The 22273-nt window shown below is 41.8% G+C and carries 20 protein-coding genes; 14 read left to right on the top strand and 6 right to left on the bottom strand.

Going from position 1 to position 22273, the window contains the following annotated elements:
- The first annotated feature begins 25 nt into the window (after positions 1-25).
- The 5 genes from MFP28_RS06775 (at position 26) to MFP28_RS06755 (ending at position 6498) form a co-directional block, all read left to right on the top strand.
- Positions 26-607, top strand: coding sequence for a TetR-like C-terminal domain-containing protein (locus tag MFP28_RS06775; protein WP_032915945.1), 582 nt, complete (start codon positions 26-28; stop codon positions 605-607).
- The gene (locus tag MFP28_RS06770) at positions 600-1280 is read left to right on the top strand and encodes an ABC transporter ATP-binding protein (RefSeq protein ID WP_002906712.1); all 681 of its coding nucleotides are present in this window, start codon (positions 600-602) and stop codon (positions 1278-1280) included. The genes MFP28_RS06775 and MFP28_RS06770 overlap by 8 nt, the downstream gene beginning before the upstream one ends.
- Before the next feature lie 3 nt (positions 1281-1283).
- Entirely contained in the window at positions 1284-2429 is a 1146-nt protein-coding gene (locus MFP28_RS06765) for an FtsX-like permease family protein (protein WP_002906711.1), read from the top strand.
- Positions 2430-2838: 409 nt separating this feature from the next.
- On the top strand, positions 2839-5259 hold the full coding sequence (locus tag MFP28_RS06760; RefSeq protein WP_002906710.1) for an SHIRT domain-containing protein: 2421 nt from the start codon (positions 2839-2841) through the stop codon (positions 5257-5259).
- Positions 5260-5460: 201 nt separating this feature from the next.
- Positions 5461-6498 carry a M42 family metallopeptidase gene (locus MFP28_RS06755; protein ID WP_002906708.1) on the top strand — a complete coding sequence of 346 codons (1038 nt, stop codon included), beginning with the start codon at positions 5461-5463 and terminating at the stop codon, positions 6496-6498.
- A gap of 160 nt (positions 6499-6658) precedes the next feature.
- On the opposite strand, the gene MFP28_RS06750 is transcribed toward MFP28_RS06755, so the two are convergent.
- Positions 6659-8125 carry an alpha-amylase gene (locus MFP28_RS06750; RefSeq protein WP_223331330.1) on the bottom strand — a complete coding sequence of 489 codons (1467 nt, stop codon included), beginning with the start codon at positions 8123-8125 and terminating at the stop codon, positions 6659-6661.
- A gap of 180 nt (positions 8126-8305) precedes the next feature.
- On the opposite strand from MFP28_RS06750, the gene MFP28_RS06745 reads away from it, so the two are divergent.
- The 3 genes from MFP28_RS06745 to MFP28_RS06735 all read left to right on the top strand — a co-directional run bounded on the left by MFP28_RS06745 (position 8306) and on the right by MFP28_RS06735 (position 13781).
- The gene (locus MFP28_RS06745; protein WP_002906704.1) at positions 8306-11257 is read left to right on the top strand and encodes a CocE/NonD family hydrolase; all 2952 of its coding nucleotides are present in this window, start codon (positions 8306-8308) and stop codon (positions 11255-11257) included.
- A 153-nt stretch (positions 11258-11410) separates the two neighbouring features.
- Complete coding sequence (locus MFP28_RS06740) at positions 11411-12154, top strand: ABC transporter ATP-binding protein (RefSeq protein ID WP_002906701.1); 744 nt, start codon at positions 11411-11413, stop codon at positions 12152-12154.
- On the top strand, positions 12144-13781 hold the full coding sequence (locus MFP28_RS06735; protein ID WP_002906699.1) for a hypothetical protein: 1638 nt from the start codon (positions 12144-12146) through the stop codon (positions 13779-13781). Before MFP28_RS06740 ends, MFP28_RS06735 begins: the two co-directional genes overlap by 11 nt.
- Positions 13782-13856: 75 nt before the next feature.
- On the opposite strand, the gene MFP28_RS06730 is transcribed toward MFP28_RS06735, so the two are convergent.
- Positions 13857-14630: an XRE family transcriptional regulator gene (locus MFP28_RS06730; protein ID WP_002900492.1), complete on the bottom strand. Its 774-nt coding sequence runs from the start codon at positions 14628-14630 to the stop codon at positions 13857-13859.
- Positions 14631-14734: 104 nt separating this feature from the next.
- Entirely contained in the window at positions 14735-15577 is an 843-nt protein-coding gene (locus MFP28_RS06725; RefSeq protein ID WP_002906698.1) for a DegV family protein, read from the bottom strand.
- Between the two features lie 134 nt (positions 15578-15711).
- Between MFP28_RS06725 and MFP28_RS06720 the strand changes: the two genes are divergently transcribed.
- Positions 15712-16296 (top strand): TetR/AcrR family transcriptional regulator, encoded by a 585-nt coding sequence (locus MFP28_RS06720; protein WP_002906696.1) that lies wholly within the window; start codon positions 15712-15714, stop codon positions 16294-16296.
- A gap of 4 nt (positions 16297-16300) precedes the next feature.
- Here the strand turns inward: MFP28_RS06720 and MFP28_RS06715 are convergent, their stop codons facing one another.
- The 3 genes from MFP28_RS06715 to coaA all read right to left on the bottom strand — a co-directional run bounded on the left by MFP28_RS06715 (position 16301) and on the right by coaA (position 18107).
- Positions 16301-16822 (bottom strand): DNA topology modulation protein, encoded by a 522-nt coding sequence (locus MFP28_RS06715; RefSeq protein WP_002906693.1) that lies wholly within the window; start codon positions 16820-16822, stop codon positions 16301-16303.
- 57 nt (positions 16823-16879) lie between these two features.
- Positions 16880-17116, bottom strand: a complete 237-nt coding sequence (gene rpsT / locus MFP28_RS06710) for a 30S ribosomal protein S20 (protein WP_002895661.1) — start codon at positions 17114-17116, stop codon at positions 16880-16882.
- 70 nt (positions 17117-17186) lie between these two features.
- Complete coding sequence (gene coaA, locus MFP28_RS06705; RefSeq protein ID WP_002906691.1) at positions 17187-18107, bottom strand: type I pantothenate kinase; 921 nt, start codon at positions 18105-18107, stop codon at positions 17187-17189.
- Positions 18108-18201: 94 nt separating this feature from the next.
- Here coaA and MFP28_RS06700 point away from each other — a divergent pair, with 94 nt between their 5' ends.
- The 5 genes from MFP28_RS06700 (at position 18202) to MFP28_RS06680 (ending at position 22251) form a co-directional block, all read left to right on the top strand.
- The gene (locus tag MFP28_RS06700; protein WP_002906689.1) at positions 18202-18789 is read left to right on the top strand and encodes a class I SAM-dependent methyltransferase; all 588 of its coding nucleotides are present in this window, start codon (positions 18202-18204) and stop codon (positions 18787-18789) included.
- A 1-nt stretch (position 18790) separates the two neighbouring features.
- Positions 18791-20068: a pyrimidine-nucleoside phosphorylase gene (locus MFP28_RS06695; RefSeq protein WP_032915940.1), complete on the top strand. Its 1278-nt coding sequence runs from the start codon at positions 18791-18793 to the stop codon at positions 20066-20068.
- Between the two features lie 17 nt (positions 20069-20085).
- Positions 20086-20748, top strand: coding sequence for a deoxyribose-phosphate aldolase (deoC, locus tag MFP28_RS06690; protein WP_002906686.1), 663 nt, complete (start codon positions 20086-20088; stop codon positions 20746-20748).
- A complete protein-coding gene (locus MFP28_RS06685) occupies positions 20735-21124 on the top strand; it encodes a cytidine deaminase (RefSeq protein ID WP_002906685.1) in 390 nt (129 codons plus the stop codon). The genes deoC and MFP28_RS06685 overlap by 14 nt, the downstream gene beginning before the upstream one ends.
- 71 nt (positions 21125-21195) lie before the next feature.
- A complete protein-coding gene (locus tag MFP28_RS06680) occupies positions 21196-22251 on the top strand; it encodes a BMP family lipoprotein (RefSeq protein WP_002906684.1) in 1056 nt (351 codons plus the stop codon).
- Positions 22252-22273 lie beyond the last annotated feature (22 nt).

Here is a 22273-nt window from a genome sequence, read left to right as displayed (position 1 = left end):
ACAAATGTATCGGAAAGGGATATCAATGCCTCCAAAAAATAAATTCACCAAAGAAGAAATCATTGAAGCTTGTCTAGATCTTGTTCGAGAAGAGGGGAAGTCGGCTGTCACGGCACGAGCTGTTGCTGCTAGATTGAAGTCTTCACCTAAGGTCATTTTTGGTCTTTTTGATAATATGGATGAGCTGAGCAAGGATATCGTCGTTGCTGCCGAGAGGACCTTTGTCAGACAAGTTGAAATTGCCTTGCAGGAAGAAAAAGCCTTTCGGGCTGTTGGGATCGCTTATATCCGATTTGCAGCAGAGGAGCCCCAGCTTTTTCAATTGATTTTTATGAATGAGTCCGAACGTGCTATTCATCAATTTTCTGAGTTCTTACCAATCAAAGATTACAGTTATGAAAAAATGATTTTGTCCATTCAAGAGGAATATGGACTTTCAAGACAGTTATCAGAGCAACTTTATCAACATCTATTTATTTATTCGCATGGAATTGCCAGTATGACTGCTGCAGGAATCTATCGCTTTTCACCCGCAGAACTAACTACCATGCTGACACAAGTTTTCACAGCACTTATAAAGGAACTATTAGGAGAAAATCATGATTGAACTAAAGGGAGTAAGAAAGTCTTACGGAGCCAATGAGGTTTTAAAAGGTATCGATTTACGGATAGAAGAGCAAGATTATTTAGTGATTTTGGGAGCTTCTGGATCAGGTAAGTCAACCTTACTAAACATTCTTTCAGGTCTTGAAAAACCAGATCAGGGTGAAGTTTTATATGATGGAGGAAATATTGCGTCTTTGAGCGAAAGTCAACTGACAAAGTTTCGCAAAGAGAAGGTCGCTTTTATCTTTCAGCAATATTATTTATTGCAAGAGTTGACGGTGGAGCAAAACGTTAAAATGGGAGCCCATCTTGCAAAGAATCAGGATTACCTTTCAATCATTGAGGCCATGGGTTTAATGGAAAAACTCCATCAATACCCTAGTGAACTATCGGGTGGAGAGCAACAACGCGTAGCGATTGCCAGAGCCTTGGCTAAGAAGCCAAAGGTACTTTTTCTTGACGAGCCTACAGGAGCCCTTGATGAGGCGACAGGCAGCCAGATTCTCTCCTACATTGCTCAAATGAAAAAAGAGCTTGGATTTACCTTAGTGATGGTCACTCATAATGAACATATTGCCCAGCTGGCAAATACTGTGGTGAGGGTGAATAGCGGGCAAATTCAGGACATTGTGGTTAATGAAGAGCCAAAGAGCTTAGAAGAGATTGGGTGGTAGACTATGGTAATCAGTATCAAAGATTTACGGAAATTATCTGTTGTCTCCATTATCAGCTTTTGTGCAGTTTTGGTCTCGACTTTATTTGTCAATTTTTACCTTGATCTTCAATCTATTGAGGTTGAAAAATTATCTCTAACAGCCAAGGCTTATTACGATGCTCAAGTTCTCATTGCTAAATTTGTCTCCTTGGTTAGTGGAGGAGTGCTATCTCTCTTAGCTGCTCTTCTCTTATTCTTTTATATCAAGCAGTTTATTGATGATCATAAGGAAGAGTTAGGGATTCTCAAAGCTCTGGGCTACCACAATGTTGAATTAGCCAAGCATTTCTGGATATTTAGTTGCTCTGTTTTTCTAGGAGCCTTGCTTGGCTTTGCTTCTTCATTCTTCTTTATGAAGGACTTTTATGGCTTACGCAATCAAAAAGCTCTCTTGCCCAACATTGAAATTCATTTTCATTGGCAATTGTTCCTCGCTATGGTCATCTTACCAACTATTCTATTTGCCTTATTAGGAATTGGCTATGCTTTGGTTAAATTGAAGCAGCCTAGCCTTTATTTGCTGAAGAGATTAGAATTAGCACAAGTAAAGCAAAAGCATCACAAAACTAAAGTAAATAGGCCTTTTTTGCAAGAGTTGGGAGCTGTTCATTTTTATAAAAAGAAACTATTGATTTTCTTTGTTATCTTCGCAGCATTTTCTTTTGCAGCCATGATACAGCTTTCCCTAGGGTTAAATGGCTTTATAGATGGCACAATTCAAGTCATGATGATGGGAATAGGAGTTCTTTTGTCCCTTTCTATTTTGCTACTTTGTCTAGGCACTGTCGTCCAAGAAAACAAAGCTAGTCTGGCACTTATGAAGGCCTTTGGCTATAGCCAAAAAGAATGTAGTCAAGTTATTCTCACTCGTTATCGACTGGTGGCTTATCTAGGTTTTGTCTTAGGGACGGCATATCAGTATGGTCTTATGAAGATATTATTTAAAGTTATTGTAAAAGATGCTCAGGGTGTGCCCGCCTATTCATTTGATGTTCAGCTTTGCATAATCACCTTCTTAGCCTTTGCGATTTTATATGAACTTTTAGTCACAAACTATTTCAAAGCAATTAGGCGAATGACACTCAAAGAGATTATGTTAGCTGAATAATACATAATTTCCTTTTATAAGCGAAATCCCCTTAGAGCTAAAAATTCTGGAAAAATATCTAGACTAAAAAAGTCTAGGTATTTTTTCTGCCATTTATTTCTAATATATCAATAATAATCCATCCAAGTCTGAATAAATCCATTTTTTGTGACTTTTTTGTAACGAAAGTAGACAAAGAATAGAAAAATGATAATAAAAATTGCAGTTTACAAGGCGTAAATTATAATTTTTATGTTATAATTGATATGTATATGTCATATTTGCTTATCATATACGAGTACTATCATTTTTAGTTTGGTAATAAATCTTGATTTAAAATCGGCTGAAAATGAGGGGGTAGACAGGTGATGGTGTGCCTGCCAGCATTTGTCTAAAATAAAATATAAAAAGAAGGAGGACCGCATTCAAGGTGAAACAAACTTATCATAAAGTGTCTCATGCTCTGATGACTTTGCTGCTTTTGGTATCAACCTTTCTTCCCTTGTTAAGCTCAAGTCCTAGGGTTTCTGCTGCAGAGTTAGGTGAAAGTGATTATCAGCTAACTACAGATGTCACTATTAATACTAATCCTTTAAAGGATACAGGCTACGGTGAAGGTAAATTTTACATTGCTCCGACCTATACATTTGCAGATAGCAAAGTATTAAATAATGGTGATACCATGGTTTATCGTGTTCCATCACAGTTCAAAATTGAGCGAACTTTGGAGGAAAACATAAGTGCACCGGATGGTACTGTTGTTGCCAAGTTGGTGACAGATCCTGTTACCAATACAGCGACCATTACTGTCACAAATGCTGAGTATTTTGCGAAAATGCCAGATACCAAGCGTATTCAATCTTCTTTCACAGTGGTTTGGGCTGATAATATGCCTTATGATCAAGAGCAAGAAGTTAATTTCCCAGGTGCTAGAACCTATAGGCTGAAGCGTATCAAGGTTGATGAAGAACCTCAGGGGTATTCCAAGTGGGGTGTTCAGGATTCTAAGGATCCAAACTACGTCAACTGGCGTATCCGTGTCAATCGTGATGTCCAAAATCTTGGTCAAGTTGTCATTGAGGACGCTATTCCAGAAGGCCAAGAGCTGGATGAAGATTCAGGGATTACAGGTTACTACTTTACTGAGTGGGAAGGTGCTTCTGGCACACGTAAATCCTTTAACCCAAGTGATGTCGTTTCAATCACAGACTCCAATCATTTCACAGTTAATGCTGGGGATTTGAGTGGAAGAGGTATTTATGTTATCTATCGGACACGTTTGACAGAGCCAGTTGATAAGGTGACCAAAAAAGCCTTTAACGATGTAACCGTTACGGCTAATGGACAAAAGATGCCAGATTTAGTATCACGTCCATTTGCACCTTTGACAACTCTTGATGGTGTCGGGGAAGGTACCCGTTCGGATGAAGTTATCTTCAAAGTCAAAAAGGAATTGACTGGCCGCAATTTGGCAGATGGTGAATTTACTTTTGATTTGATCAATAAGGATGACAACGACAAAGTTGTTCAAACGGTAACCAATAAAGCTGGTGCCGTAACCTTTAAGAAACTTCGTTTCAAAAAAGAAGGAACCTTTAACTACGTTATTCGTGAACGAGCAAGCAATCTGCCGGGTGTGACAAACGATGCCAATTCAGACATCAATGTCACTGTTACTGTAACAGACAATAACGGCGTCAAGACAGCAACTGTTACCTATGACCGTGAGGCTTTCAATAATACATACAAGTTAGAGCCAACAAGTGCAGCAATTACCGCTAAGAAAGTTCTGGATGGTAAAGCACTTGAAGCTGATAAGTACACTTTCAAGCTGACTGAGGTTGGCGGAAATAACGTGGAACTACAAGCAACAAATGATGCCAATGGTAATATCAAGTTTCCTGAAATCAACTATGATAAAGAAGGGACTTATACCTACAAGCTGAAAGAAGTAGCTGGAAATGAAGCTGGAGTGACATATGACAGTGCAGAACATACTGTGACTGTCACAGTGACTGAAAACAACGCTAAATTGGAAGCTGCTGTTACAGACAACAATCCAACATTCACCAATAGTTATAAAGACTATGGTGTCAGCTATGAGTTTCTCAGCTCTAACCCAGCCTATCCAAACCTGCCAAAAGAAGTAACTGATTTGCTTCCAGCAGATACTAATCGCTACACTAGTGGTACTAATGTAGACGCTAAGCAGCCTGCTAAAACAAGTGTTACAGTTACTGAAGGCACATGGACTTTCGAAGGCTATGCAGAAACGAATGCACAGACTGTTGCGGATAAGGACCTTAAATTTACTGGTAAATGGAATTTCACTCCAGCACCGAAATATAAGGTAACGTATGAATTTGTAAGCGCAGATACTAATCGCGCCTTACCAGCAGAGGTAACAGAATTGTTGCCGACCGATGCCAATGAATACACAGATGGTACTACAGTTCAAGCGGTTCAGCCAGCTAAGGATTCTATTGAAGTAACTGGAGGTACTTGGAAATTCCTTAAATATGACGCGGATAGTAAAACTATTGCAGGCTCAGATGTCAAATTTACAGGCACATGGACATTTGAAGCTAGACGTCCACAAGGACCAACACCACCACCATCTTCTTCAGATTCGACACCACCACCGTCATCATCTGGTGATAAACCAAGCGGTTCGACTGATGGAACCCCAGGTAATTCGTCAGATAAAGATGGAAAAGATGTTCGTGGATCAGCAACTGGCAAAAAAGTTTTGCCGAAAACTGGCAGTGAAACATCTATCTTTGCGATGGCAGCAGGATTTGCACTGATTCTTTTATCAGCTCTTGTCTATCGTTTCAAAAAAGCTAATTAATATTAGCCAGACAAATCATCTCAGCTAGCTGAGATGATTTTTTCTTGTCTTTGTGCCTTTTTAGCTTTTCTATGAAGAAGAGCAGCAGTACAGCGATAGTAATTGAGGAGTTTTTGCTGTTAATCATTAAAAGCCTGCTGAAAATCTATTTGCTCAGGCTTTCTTTGTGCTATAATAAAGAAAAACGATGAGGAGACATTCATGAATCAAACTGTTCAATATTTACAAGAATTAACGGCTATCCCTTCCCCAACAGGCTTTACGGCTGAGGTGGCAGACTATTTGGTACACACGTTGGAGGGATTGGGCTATGAGCCTGTCCGGACCAATAAAGGCGGCGTTCATGTTGTGGTTAAGGGGGAAAATGACGCCCAGCATCGGGTAGTGACTGCCCATGTGGATACACTGGGGGCTATTGTTCGGGCTATTAAGTCTGACGGTCGTCTCAAGCTGGATCGGATTGGCGGTTTCCCTTGGAACATGATTGAAGGAGAAAACTGTCTGGTTCATTTGGCCAGTAGTGGAAAGACTATCAGTGGGACTATCTTAGTTCACCAGACTTCCTGCCATGTTTACAAGGATGCTGGGACGGTTGAGCGAACTCAGGACAATATGGAAGTTCGTTTGGACGAAAAGGTGACAAGTGAGAAAGAAACGCGGGATTTAGGAATCGAAGTCGGTGATTTTATTTCCTTTGATCCGCGAACCACAGTTACCAAGTCAGGCTTCATCAAGTCCCGCTTTCTGGACGACAAGGTCAGCGCAGCTATTTTGCTCAATCTTTTGCGCGTTTATAAAGAAGAAAATATTCAGCTGCCGGTGACGACTCATTTTGCTTTCAGTGTCTTTGAAGAGGTTGGTCATGGGGCTAATTCCAGCCTGCCGGCGCAAGCGGTAGAGTATTTGGCGGTTGATATGGGGGCTATGGGTGATGACCAGCAGACGGATGAGTATACTGTCTCCATCTGTGTCAAGGATGCTTCAGGACCTTATCACTATGGCTTCCGCCAGCATTTGGTAAATTTGGCTAAGGAGCAGGGCATTCCATACAAATTGGACATCTATCCATTTTACGGGTCAGACGCCTCTGCAGCCATGAGTGCAGGAGCAGAAGTCAAGCATGCCCTGCTAGGGGCAGGTATCGAATCCAGTCACTCTTATGAGCGGACCCATATTGATTCAGTTGTCGCGACAGAGCGCATGGTGGATGCTTATCTAAGGAGTGGCTTGGTGGAGTAAGTGAACTTCATTCTATCTTATTGGCGGGGATTTTTATGTAATGTCAATTCTATAGAAAACAGGAGCTCTTCCTCAGCTATCTCAAAGGCTAGAAACTTAAAAACCGATTCGTCAGTGTACTGCGAATCGGTTTTTAGTTTGTTATATGTAAGAAAATTGATTACCTAACACTCCAGACACTAACTGATTTTTTCTCCACAGGAAATTCTCCCCAGCCTTGGTCGTCAATGATTACGATTTGGGAGCTGTTGCCTAGATAGTCGCTAAATTCTCTGCCAGCCCATTCTGGACCGACAAGCATGGATTTGCTGGTTGCTTGGTCATTACTGATAAGGACAGCGATTGGCTGACCATCGTCCTTACCTTGGCGGGTCCAGCCAATACAGTTGGCATCGTCAAAGTAGTCGGTCTGCTCACCATAGGCAAGATTGAGGCGGATGTCTAGGAGTTTATCTAGCACATCCTGAAAACTTTCTTGAGCAAATTCTCCGCTAATGCCATAGTAGTCTCCATAAAAGACACATGGTAACCCAGCTTCTCTTAGAAGTATGAGAGCATAGGCCGCAGGCTTGAACCATTCTTCAACTGTAGACTCCAGAGCCTGACCTCTCTGAGTATCGTGATTGTCTACAAAGGTTACAGCCGATTCGGGGTGATTTTTCGCTAGTGTTTGGTCAAAAATAGTTCGCAAGTCATAGTCTGCTCTAGATTTGCTGGCATCAAATAAATTATGATGAAGTTTAACATCAACTAGGTCAAAGCGGTAGTCAATATTTTCTAGATAATCATTATTGGCCTTTTCGTCGCTATTCCAAAATTCCCCAAAAACATAGAAATCTTCACCGTATTTTTCAGTAATATCGCGGATGAAATTTTTCATAAAGAAAGAATCGATGTGCTTGACAGCATCTAAGCGAAAGCCATGTACACCAGTGCTTTCAATGAACCAATGAGCCCAGTCGTAGAGATTTTGGATGACTTCGGGATGTTTGAAATCAATATCCGCATACATCAGATAGTCGTAGTTACCATTCTCGTTGTCCACCAGCTCATCATCTGCCCAACCTTTATTGTCCCCTTGGATGAGAAAAATACCTGACTTGTTGTTTTTGGCATCATAGTCAGTACCGGTGAAGTGGTACCAGTGCCATTCAAAGTCATTATAGGCTTTTTTGCGGCCTGGGAAGACAAACTTAGTCCAGCCTTTGATTTCGAAAGGTTCTGACAAGACCTTTGTGCGGTCGTTAGGATCAACTTCAACAACGGTAAAGCGCTCTTTATAGTCTGCTGCGGCCTTGTGATTGAGAACCACATCAGCAATAGCTTCGATACCGTTCTGGCTAAGTGCTTCAATCGCTCGGAGGTATTCTTCTTTCAATCCATACTTGGTGCGGACGGTCCCTTTTTGATCAAATTCACCCAAATCAAAAAGGTCGTATACACCATAGCCGACGTCATTAGAGCCCGTTCCTTTGAAAGCTGGCGGCATCCAGACTTTGCGAATTCCTTTCGCTGCTAAGTTTGGTGCATCTTCCGCTAATCGATTCCAATGCTGACCGTCATCTGGCAGATACCATTCAAAATACTGCATTAAGGTTTGGTTTTCCATATAAATTTTCCTCTTCATTCTCACTGATTGGCTTTATTGTACCAAAAGAAGCAGAAAGGCGCAATCGTTTGCGTCTTTCTGCTTCTATAGATATTTTGACATCTTTCATAGATAAAAGATAGAATAGATTGAAATAAAAGCGCTTACATAGTATAATGGACTTATTATAAAAGACTTTATCTAAAGAAAGGTGTCTTTATGAGAAAGAAAAGACTAGTTACATTACTCCTACCAAGTTTGTTACTTGCACCTTTGGTATTGACGCAAGCTGTTCAGGCGGATGAGGCGACTCAAGCTAGCAGCGAGCGCACGGACAATCTCAAGACAGAAACAGTTGCAAAGGCTTCTGAAACTGGCTCCAAGGACCAAGAGTCAACGACAGTAGAAACTTCAAATCAGACTTCTTCAGAAGATTCGGTGCAGGAAAAGCAAGACAAGCCACCGCTTGCAGCTGAGGGAACGGTACCTAGTCTTAGCCCAGCGCAGGAGCAGGAGCTTGTTGCTTTGGCTAAAGATGTCAGCTCAGCACCTTCCGCTGCCTCAACTGCTGTGAAAGGTCAAGATTTATCTGCCTATACCGGCGGTCTTTCAAATCCTTCACTCTCAGATAAGGAAATAACCCTGCAGGAGGCTGTAGATGAATTGCTCAAGTGGGCAGCAGTCAGTGATTCTCAGTTGGGGAGCAGTGCCGAGGATAGAGCAAATCTAGCAAAGAGTTTGGGGATGATTGAAAAAGAGGCTGATTTGACAGCCAGTGTCCAGGGTGCTAATCTGCAATCTATGTATTCGGTTGCCAAGCGACTGCATGATGCTTATCGCTCCGAAAAGAAAGAGCCCCTCTTTTTGAATGGACGTTCACAGCCAATTTTTCCATATAGTAGTGGTGAAGACAGATATGAGGAGTATACTTATGAAGGCAGTGAGATTGTTCGTTTCTCAGTCTATGTAGAGACTGACTACGATACGGATGGTGACGGTAAGCGAGATTTAGTCAAGGCTATTGTGCAGCTTCCTAAAGCAGCTGCTAAGGGTGATTATAAGGCTGCGACAATCTTGGAAGCTCGTCCCTATGTCGCTGGAACCTTGGACGAAGACCATGTGACGCTAGAAAGTCTCAATCTGCCGACAAACGGTTCTTATGACATGAAGAGCCTGCGCAATCAGCCAGCTAAGCGCCAGCCAGTTTCTAGCATGAGCAGTATTGATGCAGCAAAAAGAGCAATGTCATCGGCTTGGTATTACTACAGTCCATATGAGGGGATTTATGACTATGAAAACTTGAACTGGTATGATTATTTCCTCGTCCGGGGCTATGCCTTTGTTTCTAGCGCTGGTCTAGGAACCAAAGGTTCTGAAGGTTTTAATACAACTGGCTCTGATTTAGAAATTGAAGCATTTAAAAATATTGTCGAATGGATCAATGGTAAACGAACGGCCTACACAGACAGAACTAACAATATCGAAATCAAGGCCGACTGGGCTAATGGCAAGGTCGGCATGACTGGTCTGTCTTGGGCTGGTACGACAACTTTCGGTGTGGCAACGACTGGCGTTGAAGGCTTGAAAACCATTGTTCCAGCAGCTGGAATTGCCAGCTGGTATGATTATTTCAATAGTCAAGGGTCGGCTTACACCAATCCGCCCTACAGTGATTTATCTTGGCTGTCGCTCTATGTCGCTACACGGTTGCTGGATCAAAAAGACTGGTCTGCTATTAGTAACAAGTATGCTGACTACATTAATCAGTTAAATAAGGACCAGAATGCGCACGGCCGTAACTATAGTCCGGTATGGCAGGAGCGGGATTACACGCTACATCCAGAAAAGATAAAGACCAGTGCCCTGCTAGTTCATGGTTTGAATGATGACAATGTCAAAACCAAACACTTTGAGCTCATGTATGATGCGCTAAAAAAAGCCGGTCAAGATGTGAAACTTTATCTTCACCAAGGAAATCATATCAATCCAGCTGCCGTATCTAGAGGCTTTGGTATTACAGCTAACAAGCAAGATTTTTATGACTTACTCAATACCTGGTTCTCTCATTACCTCTATGATGTAGAAAATGATGTCAGCAAACTTCCAGCTGTTTTAGCGCAAAATAACTATGATCCAAATAAATGGACCAGTTATGATGATTGGAAAAGCAGTAATCGCTTGATTCTGACAGCTCAGTCCAAGCGCTTAGAAGAAACGATTTCCAGTGACTACGCGGGAGCGGGAATTGATACCAGCAAGCGTGATGAAGCGGTTAGCAAAGCTTCTTCTAAAGCTAATTTGACCTTTATGACAGATGTCAAAGAGGATATGACCATTAAAGGACATATCCCAGTCCATTTCAAGGCAGCTCTGGCAAAGTGGGGCGGCAGTAATCTGCAGGTCAATGCCCTCCTAGTAGATGTATCAGACCAAGAGTTTGATGTGGTTGGAAACGGCGCAGCCAGTGATGAAAGTCAGAAAGACGGCTTTTGGATGGGCAGCAATCTCAACAATATGGATATCAAAAATTTTGCGACTATCAAAACCAAATACAAAGTCATTGCAAAAGGATGGGTCAATCTGGCTAATCCAGAATCGGGCTATACACCGTCTAGCTCGCAAAATAGTATTGATCCTCAAATTGGTCAATTCCAAGACTATACAGTCTATTTGCAGCCTAATCTCTATACGGTGAAAAAAGGTCATAAGCTGGCTCTTGTTTTCAACACGTACGACCCAAGCGACCTCACGATTGATCGTCAATATGAAGTAACTTTCAAGACGGACTCCATCAGTGCGCTAATACCTACTTTGGAAGCTAGTCGTTTGCAAAAGGCGAACTATATACCGAATGCTCTTGATACAGCTTATGCAGCTCTACCAGAGATTATTGGTGCCAAATTAGTTGCACCAGCAATTTTAGAAGTTCCTGAGTATATCTTTGACAGCGAAGAAGGAAAAGAAGTTCCGTCAGTTCAGTTGGCGGTTCACTATGCAGAACATTATGATCAGGCAGTAGGAAAAGTTCAGAAGATCAGCAAGCAGCAAGCTCCAGCTGCCTTACCTAAAACCGGAAGCAATTCAGATAAGGGAATCCTGCATCTTGGCCTGGCTCTGCTGGTCAGCACACTAGGCTTATCTAGTTTAGCAAAGAAATACAAACAACCGTAGTCGTTCTGTTTAATAAAGCAGCTGGAATTTCATAGTTAGATGAAGTTCAGCTGCTTTTAGCTTTATCTTGTAGCAGTCGTTAGGCAGAGACGAGACAAAAAGCCGCAAAAAGAGTATACTAATCTGTATAGAAATCGGTAAAGGAGCTCTCTTATGATTGAATTTAAAGATGTCACTAAAGTTTATGAAGGAACGGTAGCTCTCAATCAGCTGAATCTGACCTTGCAGAGCGGAGAAATCGTCGGTCTGATTGGTCACAATGGCGCCGGCAAATCTACTACCATTAAGTCATTGGTCAGCGTTATCAATCCTAGCAGTGGACAGATTTTTGTGGATGGGAAAGAATTATCCGCTAATCGCTTGGAAATCAAGAAAAAAATTGGCTATGTAGCCGATTCGCCAGATCTATTTTTGCGCCTAACTGCCAATGAGTTTTGGGAGCTGGTAGCGACTTCTTACGATATGACAAATGCTGAAGTCGAAGAGCGGTTGGGAAATCTGCTCCATATTTTCGACTTTGGCTCTCATCGGTATGAGGTCATTGATTCATTTTCTCATGGGATGAGGCAAAAAGTCTTCGTCATAGCGGCACTTTTGTCTGATCCGGATATTTGGGTTCTGGATGAGCCGCTGACTGGTCTTGATCCGCAGGCAGCTTTTGACCTCAAGCAGATGATGCGCCAGCATGCAGATAAAGGAAATACAGTTCTCTTTTCAACCCACGTCTTAGAAGTGGCAGAGCAGCTCTGTGATAAGGTGGCCATTCTCAAAAAAGGGAAATTGATTTTCTATGGAACCATTGAAGAACTAAAAGGCCAACATCCAGAACAGTCTCTTGAAACCATTTATCTTGGTCTAGCAGGCCGCAGAGAAGAGGTGAGTCCTGATGCGCATTAAAGCTATAAAAAAACTCGTTGATATCAACATCCTCTATGCTATTCAGCCGTCTCAGCTGCAACAGTACCGCAAGATGCAAGCTAAGAATCCTGAGCGCAAGGTCAATGTATCGCTGAAGGCCATCCGCATGTATCTGATTTTAGGACTGGTCTATCTCTTTCTTTTCGGCTTGATGGGCTCCCTGAACCAACTGGTTGGCAATCCGGGGCTCTTTGCCAATTTGGTTTCCGCTTTTGCTCTCTTTTCTATGTCTCAGGGCTTTCTGGTTTTTTACAATGTCTTTTATGAAAGCAAGGACTTGCAGTCTTATCGTCCCTATGCTTTTAGCGAAGCAGAAATCATTGTCGGCAAAAGCATTTCGGTTATTCTGACCTTGCTGATTGCCATTCTGCCTATGTTCAGTTATTTCTTGGTTCTGGCTTTTCAAGGTGGGAATCCTTTCTTGGGCCTGCCCTTGGCTTTGCTTGCTATTCTGATTTTAAGTTCAGTCATCACCTTTCTGATTTTGATTGCCGTCCACTTTATTACCAAGACAGCCTTTTTCAGAAAGTACAAGACCATCCTGTCCAATGTCATTCTGGCTCTTGTTTCCGTCGGCTCCTTTTTCCTCTATTTTATGATTAATCAAATGAACAGCAGAAGCGTTGTAAATCGTACAGAGGTTAAAGCTTTCTTCCCTCCAGTTCAGGCATTTTATGATTTTATTCTTCATCCTTTTCGTGCAGCTTCCTTGCTGGGATTTTTGGGATGGGTGGCAGTTGCGGCTCTTCTATTTTTCATCGTAAAGACCAAGGTGATTCCAGAATTCTATGAGGCAGCTCTCATGACGGGTTCCTCAGTAGGAAAGCGGGAGCGCGTGCATGACATCAATATTGCGGAAGCAAAAAATCTCAAAAAGTTTGTCTGGCGCTACAATACCAGGCTCTTGAGCGAGGGTTCTGTCATTATGCAAGCTATCTTTATGTCGGCCTTTCTCCCTTACATTGTCATTTTCAGTATGGGAATGGGGATGATACAAGGCGGCCTGTCTTTGACTCCTTATCTGGAACCGCGTTTCCTCTTGCCAATGATGGCTCTGGCTGTTTTGATTGCAACACTAAACTCAGGCGGCAGCAACCTTACGGCTATTGGGATTTCTTTGGAAAGGGAAAATTTTGATTATCTCAAGGTTCTCCCCTTTGATTTGAAGCAGTATATTCATCTGAAGTTTTGGCAGCTCTTTGCCGTCCAGTCTATCCTGCCTCTGACCTTGCTTTTCATAACCAGCCTTGTTTCCGGTATGCATCCAGTCACTTTCTTGGGCATGGTGATTGTTTGGGCCTTAATTAGCCTAATGTGGAGTTCTTGGGGTTACTACCGAGACTACAAGCATTTTGTGACTAATTGGTCCAATGTCACAGAATTGATGAGCCGAGATAATAATATGGTGAAAACTCTCTTAGCCATCGCTCTGATTTTAGGAATGTTGATTGTCATTACTCTTCTCTTCTTTATATCCAATGTTCTTGCGCCTCTGGTAATTTATGTGATAGTTGCTCTAGTTTTAGCAGGCTTAGCTGTGTTGTCTTACATAGTCCACAAACACTACATGAAGAAGCTGAATGAAGATTTAGCAGTATTTTATTAAACAAGCATCAGGAAGTCGAAAGACTTTCTGATTTTTTGACTGTAAAAATAACAGCTCTGTACATTTGCAGAACTGTTATTTGTTTTTCTTTATTTTTTCTACATCCAGTGGCATGAAAGTCGCCATAACTCGACCGATAAGTTTAGGTTCTTCCTCATGCGGGATAAACTTATCACTGTATTTTTTATTAAGGGAAATTAGACGAATACCGGATGGATCGTTGAAGACTCTTTTTATAATGGTTTGACCGTCATAGTCAATAGCATAGATAGCGCCGGCAAGTTCGAAATGAGTCTGCTTGATTAGGGCTACAGAATCTCTCGGATACTTGGGCTCTAACGAGTCAGTTCGTACCCAAAGGGCAATATCGTAGTCAATTTCTCTGTCCAGCCAGACTAAATCAGCTTGTTCAGGCTTATGCTGAGAGAGATAGTAATTTTCATAGACCAAGTAGGGGAAGTAGTCGTCCTTTAAGCTAGCTTGTGTTTCTTGCTCAGTCAGGCTAGCTTCTAGTAGCTTTAATCCTTTCTCCTGTCTGTCTTGGTCAAGTTGCTGATAAATACGATTTAAATCGGGAAATTGTTGAGGGATATCTGCAATTAGTCGGTAACGAGGGTCGATTTCTTCAACCTCTACGTCGAAAAATCTTGCAATCTTTTCTAGATTGGCTGCGATAGGCAGAGATGTCCCTTTGATATAGCCAGTCAGTGTACTAGCGGGAATGCCTGTTTCACGAGATAGCTCAACTTGTTTTTTACCTGTTTCCTTGAGAAGTTCTTTGAGCTTTTTAGAAATGAGAAGACTTGCTTCCTTATCTTGGGGGCTTGCGGCGCCTCTTCCTCTGGCCATAATATCAACTCCTTTACTTGGTTTTATTATAGCGAATTAAATCGAAAAAGTAAAGGATTAGGTCAATTATTTGAGCCTAATCCTTTACTTTTTTAGATACCTTATTAAATTTCGTAGCCCATTAAGATTCCGCCTTCTTCAGCATAGAAGCTGCAGAGACCTGAAGTCGGCACCGTTTCGATTTGAGCTTGAGGATACTTTTCTTGTACCAGTTGACTAAATTGCTGGCAGAATTTTTCGTTATTGCGGTGAGCGATGATGAGTCGGCCACCCTTGTAACCGGCTTTGAGTAGCTCTTCGATTGCAGAAGCAAGGGCCTTTTTGGGACCGCGTGCCTTTTGCAGAAGCTCTAGAGTACCAGTCTGGCTAGCTTCACCGACCATACGGATATTGAGCAAGCCGACAACGGTTCCCAGAAGTTTGCTCAGTCGGCCGTTTTTGACCAAGTTATCTACTTTTGCTAGAACGAAGAGAAGTTTTGTTTTCTCCTGATAGCGATTAATGACTTCAACAACTTCATCAAAGCTTAGGTCTTGCTGAATGAGTTCATTAAGCTTGGTTACAAGCAAGTCTACTTCGCCACCAGCAGAAAGACTATCAATGACATGAATCTGAGCATCAGGATGTTCTTCCAAAAAGATTTTCTTAGCAACCTGTGCACTATTATTGCTGCCAGATAGAGTTCCAGTGATAGTCACCACAAAAATCTTGTCGGCTCCCTCAAAGCTTTTGAGATAGTCATCTGGACTAGGGCAGGCAGACTTAGAAGCGGCAGAAGAAGCATACATCTTCTCCATCATAAAATCAATATCAAGTTGCTTATCATCTACAAAGATTTCATTTTCCACTTGAATGGTCAAGGGAACACTTTCAAACCGGGTGTCTTTGGCCAAGTTTGCCATTTCACGAAAGTCACAGCCAGAGTCAGCTATAATTTTCCAAGTCATATTTTTCTCCTTTTTTGTCAAGTATGTACAATAAAAAAATTGACAAAAAACCTGTCTTTTTTTAAAATTATAACATGAAGAATGCTTACTAAAAAGCGGAAACTGTCAGCTGATACAAGAGGGAAGAAATTGTTATGTCGGAAAAGAAAATATCGGAGAAATCACTCGCAAATTTAAAGAAATACAATCAGGAATCCAATCAAATCACGAGAGAGTCTCTAGAAATCTCTCTCATGCAGTTGCTTGAGAAGAAAGAACTCAAAAAGATCACAATTTCAGAGCTGGTTGAGCGAGCAGGGGTTTCCCGCGCTGCATTTTACCGTAATTATAGCTCTAAAGAGCAGATTCTGGAAGAGATTTTTAAAAACACTGTTCAAGGTATTACGGATAAATTGGAAGAGTTTAACTTTAAAACTGAGATGTACCAAATTTGGCTTTTTCTTTTTAAGGAAGCCAAGAAAGAAGCTCGGGTTATCAGTCTAGCCATTGATTATAATTTTGAAAAGCTGCTGACTCAGGCCGTGTTTGACTTTTTGGAAAAGCGCAATCGCAATGCTAAGAAAACGACTAATTCTTACATGAATTCCTTCTGGAGTTCGGCAGTTGTTTCCGTTCTTTCCAAGTGGATTAAGGATGGCATGAAGGTTCCAGCTGAAAAAATAGCTTCTTTAGGCCTACCTCTTTTCCCACAGAAAAAGAAATCAAATAAAAACAAGTGAGTCATTAGGGCTCGCTTGTTTTTAGGTTCTGTAAGAAGCTGTTCAGTTCTTTTTGGTTCCTTAATTCGTAGAATTTCTGAGGAAAGGTTTGTCGGATTCTCTTATATCTTGCCAGTGCTGTTTGACGCCGTCCTTTCCAAAGAACCCAGCAGATAAACTCCCAGTCAAACTTTTCGGAGCAGCCGGGAGCCATGCTTTCTCTGGTCCGGTTACGGTATTTTAGATAGCGTTTGAAAGCTCGATAGAGGCAGTTCCAGCGAGAGAAGTTCAGAAAGATGATTTGGTCGGCTTCTGCCATCCGGCGTTCATAAAAACACCAAGAATAGTTGCCATCAATAATCCAGTTGGTATTTTTTGATAAAAAATTATCCATCTGTTCACTCATCCAATCACGGTCACTATCCTTCCATCCAGGTTGGAACTGCAATCTATCCATGTGAAGTTTGGGAATGGAGTAGTGGTGGGACAGTTGTGCTGCTAAAGTGGATTTGCCAGAACCGGAATAACCAATAACTGCTATTTTCATCCCTATCTCCTTTATATTAGAAACAAAAAAAGCTCCTGAGAGCTCCCTTTGTATGCATTATTTAGCAAGTTTAGCTGAAAGGCGTGCTTTATCGCGGCTTGCTTTGTTTTTGTGGATCAAACCTTTTGTTTCTGCTTTATCGATAGCTGAGCTAGCAGCACGGAAAAGTTCTTCAGATGGGTTTGCTTCAAATGCTTTGATTGCAGTACGCATAGCTGACTTTTGAGCTGAGTTTTTTTCGTTATGTTTCACGTTCAATTCAGCGCGTTTGATAGCTGATTTAATGTTTGCCAAGTTCTTTCACCTCCATTGAAAATACTAACTATCTAATTATATATGAAAAGTTAGGATTTGACAAGCTTTTTTATTTTTTTAAGTAAATTTCATCAATTTCATGATTTCCAGCTTTGTGCAGGATAATTTCTGCCCGATTGCGGGTTGGCTCAATGTAGTCTAGTAGGTTGACAAGATTAATGCTTTTCCAGACATTATGGGCGAAAGCTACCACTTCCTCTTCTGATTGAGTGGTGAAGCGATGGTAGTAGTTTTTTGGGTCGTTTTCAGCCAGCGTCAGCATTTTTTTAAAGCGATCCAGATACCAGTTTTCAATGTTTTCGACTTCTGCATCGACATAGATAGAAAAGTCAAAGAAGTCTGTCATATAGAGACGCTCGTTCTGAGGATTCTGGAAAACATTGATGCCTTCGACAATAACAAAGTCAGCAGCCTTTACCTCTTGCATTTCCTGAGGGACGATATCGTAAGTCTCATGTGAATAGACGGGAATTTGGAAATCCTGACCGTTTTTTATACTGTCCAGAAAGGAAAGAAGCAGCTCCATATTATAGCTTTCTGGGAAACCCTTGCGATTTAAAATGCCGTTAGCTTCTAAAATTTGATTGGGAAATAAAAAACCGTCTGTGGTAACTAGCTCAACTGTCGCATTTGAAAAAGTCCGAGAAAGCAGAATCTGCAGCAAACGGCTGGTGGTGGATTTCCCAACGGCCACACTGCCAGAAACTCCGATGATAAAGGGCTGTTTCCGGCTCTCTTTTTGTAGAAAAATCCCCTTGGAAAAAGCCAAGTCTTCCTTAGAACGTTTATAAATCTGAATGAGATTGGTCAAGGGGAGGTAAATGTCCGTCACGTCTTGCAGGCTAATTTTGTCATTGAAACTCTTGATAGAATTAAGCTCGGCCTGGGTCAGAGGCGGAGTTGTTTTACGATGCAGGTTTTGCCATGTATGGCGGCTGATTTTTTCAAAGTGAAGAAATTCGTTAGTCATAAGTTACTCCTGTATGATGGACTTTAGTATAACATACTTTTTGGAGAAATGAAAACGATTTACAAATCTAGGAAAATTATGATAAAATGGTTGTATGACTAAAATGTATTTTGCAGAAAATCCTGATGCCAAACATGATATTCATGAATTAAATGTAGAACTGTTAGGACAGCAGCTGACTTTTTTGACAGATGCTGGTGTCTTCAGTAAAAAGATGATTGATTATGGCAGTCGGGTTCTTTTGTCTGTCTTGGACTTTGAAGCTGGAGAACGGGTGCTGGATGTTGGCTGTGGTTATGGCCCATTAGGTTTGACCTTAGCCAAAGCGTACGGAGTGGCTGCGACCATGGTAGATATCAACCAGCGGGCCTTGGACTTGGCTCAGAAGAATGCTGAGAGGAATCAGGTATCTGCTCATATCTTCCAGTCGAATGTTTATGAAAAGGTCAACGGCATTTTCGACCATATTATCAGTAATCCGCCTATCCGTGCTGGTAAGCAAGTTGTACATGAGGTTATCAGCGGAAGCTATGAGCATTTGACAGAAGGTGGTGATTTGACCCTTGTGATTCAGAAGAAGCAAGGAGCACCTAGTGCCAAGTCGAAGATGGAAGCTGTCTTCAGTAACTGTGAGATTGTTAAGAAGGACAAAGGCTACTATATCTTAAGGAGTGAAAAATAAGATGCGTGCAGTTGATATTATCCAAAAGAAGAGAGATGGTCTTGAGCTTACCAGTCAGGAAATCCAGTGGCTGATTGAGGGCTATGTGGATGGGACTGTGCCAGACTATCAGATGGCAGCCTTTGCGATGGCTGTCTATTTTAAGGGCATGACGACTCGGGAAATTTCGGATTTAACCATGACAATGGTTGGAACCGGTGAACAGTTTGACTTGTCAGAAATCTCGGGAATAAAAGTAGATAAACATTCTACTGGCGGTGTTGGTGATAAGGTAACTCTGGTCTTGGTTCCTTTGGTGGCTAGCTTTGGTGTGCCTGTTGCTAAAATGAGCGGCCGCGGTCTGGGTCATACTGGTGGAACCATTGATAAATTGGAATCTATTAAAGGATTTCAGGTAGAGCGCAGTCAGGATGACTTTATCAAGCAGGTGCAGGAAATCGGCTTGTCAGTAATTGGTCAGTCTGATCAGTTGGTTTTGGCGGATAAGCTACTCTATGCCTTGCGAGATGTAACAGCAACTGTTGATACGATTCCGCTGATAGCGAGCTCTGTTATGAGTAAGAAGATTGCGGCTGGTGCCGATAGTATCCTTCTGGATGTAACGGTAGGTGAAGGCGCCTTTATGAAAAATATTGATGACGCTCGTGTACTAGCACGTACTATGGTAGATTTGGGCAAGGCTGTCGGAAGAAAAACGGTAGCTGTTTTGACAGATATGAGTCAGCCTTTGGGAACCAGCATCGGCAATCGTCTGGAAATCTTAGAAGCTTTGGATATCTTGCAGGGCAGGGGTCGTGAAGACATCACAACTTTCATTTGTGAGTTGGCTCAGATTATGCTCGGACTGGCAGATGTTGAGAAAACGGTGGAAGAAGTAAGAGAACAGTTGACCAACGGTGCTGCTTTGAAGAAATTTGAAGCTATGATTGCTGCTCAAGGAGGTGACTTGGAAGACCTCTATCGTCCATCCAGTGCAGCTCATATTATAGAAGTAGAAGCAGAACAGGCTGGCTATATCACTGAACTGCCTGCAATGGAATTCGGACTCTTTGCCATGAGACTTGGAGCAGGACGCGCGGTCAAATCTGACGACTTAAATTATGAAACAGGAATTGTTTTCGAAAAGAAAGTCGGAGACAAGGTCGAAATTGGAGAAGTTTTCGCAAAAATTTATTCAAATGAAAAAATTTCTCAAGAACTAGTTACAGAATTTCAAAAAAATGTTAAAATAGGTGATGAAAGCGTTGCAGTAAGCGAGATTATCGAGGTTATTGCTTAATTCTAGGAGAAGCCAACATGAAATTAAACAAATACATAGACCATACGCTTTTAAAACCAGAAGCGTCAGAAGAGCAGATTCTGAAGTTAATTGAAGAAGCAAAAGTTTATGATTTTGCCAGTATCTGTGTCAATCCAACCTGGATAGAGTTTGCTGCGGAGCAGCTGAAAGGCTCAGATGTCAAGGTTTGTGTGCCAATTGGTTTTCCTTTAGGAGCCAATACTTCCGATGTAAAGGCTTTTGAAACGAAGGACGCAATCCAAAAGGGTGCGGGCGAAGTGGATATGGTCATCAATGTCGGCGCTCTGAAGTCTAAAAATTATGATTTGGTAGAGCGAGACATCCGTGCGGTTGTAGAAGCTGCAAACGGTACCTTGGTCAAGGTGATTCTGGAAACTTGCCTGCTGACAGATGAGGAAAAGGTTAAGGCCTGCCAACTGGCTCAGAAAGCTGGAGCTGATTTTGTTAAGACCTCTACAGGTTTTTCAACTGGCGGTGCGACAGTCGAAGATGTTGCCCTTATGAGAAAAACAGTTGGTCCTGACATGGGCGTCAAGGCTTCTGGCGGTGCTCGTTCTTATGAAGATGCGCTGTCCTTTATTGAAGCAGGTGCGACTCGGATCGGAACTTCGGCCGGAGTGGCGATTATGAAGGGAGAAGAAGCCAGTGGCGACTACTGAGTTGATTGACTTGGCTGTCCAAGCTAGTAAAAATGCTTATGTTCCCTATTCTCATTTCCCCATCGGAGCGGTTTTAGTCGCTAAAGACGGACGAGTATTTACTGGCGTTAACGTTGAAAATGCCAGTTTTGGTTTGACCAACTGCGGAGAACGGACAGCTATTTTTAAGGCAGTTTCAGAAGGAGCTTTAGACTTCGAGGAGCTGATTGTCTACGGTGAGACGGAAAAACCCATATCACCTTGTGGTGCCTGCCGCCAAGTAATGGCAGAATTTTTTGCTGAGGATCTAAAAGTGACCTTGGTCGCTAAAGATAAATCGACGGTCGTGATGACGGTCAAGGAATTACTTCCATATTCTTTTACAGATTTAACATAAGTCTGTTATCGGTCATCTGACCAAACTCAAACTTGCAACTGTGTTGCACATCTTATTTAGGAGGTTCAGAAATGAACAAAAAACAATGGCTAGGTCTTGGTCTAGTAACTGTCGCAGCATTCGGACTTGCTGCATGTGGAAACCGTGCTTCTCGCTCAGATTCTTCAAACGCAAAAACTGATTTGAAGGCTGCTATCGTAACTGATACTGGCGGTGTTGATGATAAGTCATTTAACCAGTCTGCATGGGAAGGTCTGCAAGCTTGGGGTAAAGAAAACGGTCTTTCTAAAGATAACGGCTTTACTTACTATCAGTCTACAAGTGAAGCGGATTTTGCGAATAACTTCAGTCAAGCAGCTACAAATGGCTATAAATTAGTTTATGGCGTTGGTTATAAATTAGCACCTGCTGTTACAGCTGCTGCTGATGAAAATGCTGATATTAATTATGTTATTATTGATTCTGTTATCAAAGACAAGAAGAATGTAGCGTCTGCTGTTTTTGCTGATAATGAAGCTGCTTATCTTGCAGGTGTTGCTGCTGCAAAAACTACGAAGACTAACAAAGTTGGTTTTATTGGAGGGGCACGTGGCGAAGTTATCACTCGTTTTGAAAAAGGCTTTGAAGCAGGAGTGAAGTCTGTTAACAAAGATATTTCAGTTGATATTCAATATGCCGAAGACTTTAATAATCCTGAAAAAGGAAGAACTATTGCTGCAACCCAATATGCCGCAGGAGCTGACGTGGTTTATCAAGCTGCAGGTGGTACTGGAGCAGGTGTCTTTAAAGAAGCAAAAGACTTGAATGAGAAGAAAAATGAAGACGAAAAAGTTTGGGTAATCGGTGTCGATCGTGATCAAGCTGAAGAAGGTAAATATAAGTCTAAAGATGGCAAGGAATCTAACTTTGTACTTGCTTCCAGCTTAAAACAAGTTGGCAAAACTGTTCAAGAGATTGCTACTCAAACAGCTGATGGTAAATTCCCGGGTGGGAAAGTAATTACATTTGGTTTGAAAGATGGTGGAGTTGAATTGACAACTTCTAACCTATCTGAAGATGCTAAAAAAGCTGTAGAAGATGCTAAGAAACAGATTATTGATGGTAGTGTAAAAGCACCTGAAAAATAATAAAGATCCAGAAGCGACCCAA

Origin of the sequence: Streptococcus sanguinis (assembly GCF_050234405.1) — a bacterium.
Lineage (GTDB): Bacteria > Bacillota > Bacilli > Lactobacillales > Streptococcaceae > Streptococcus > Streptococcus sanguinis_W.
The sequence above is the reverse complement of the archived record's forward strand: the minus strand, read 5'-3'. Positions and strand labels throughout refer to the sequence as shown.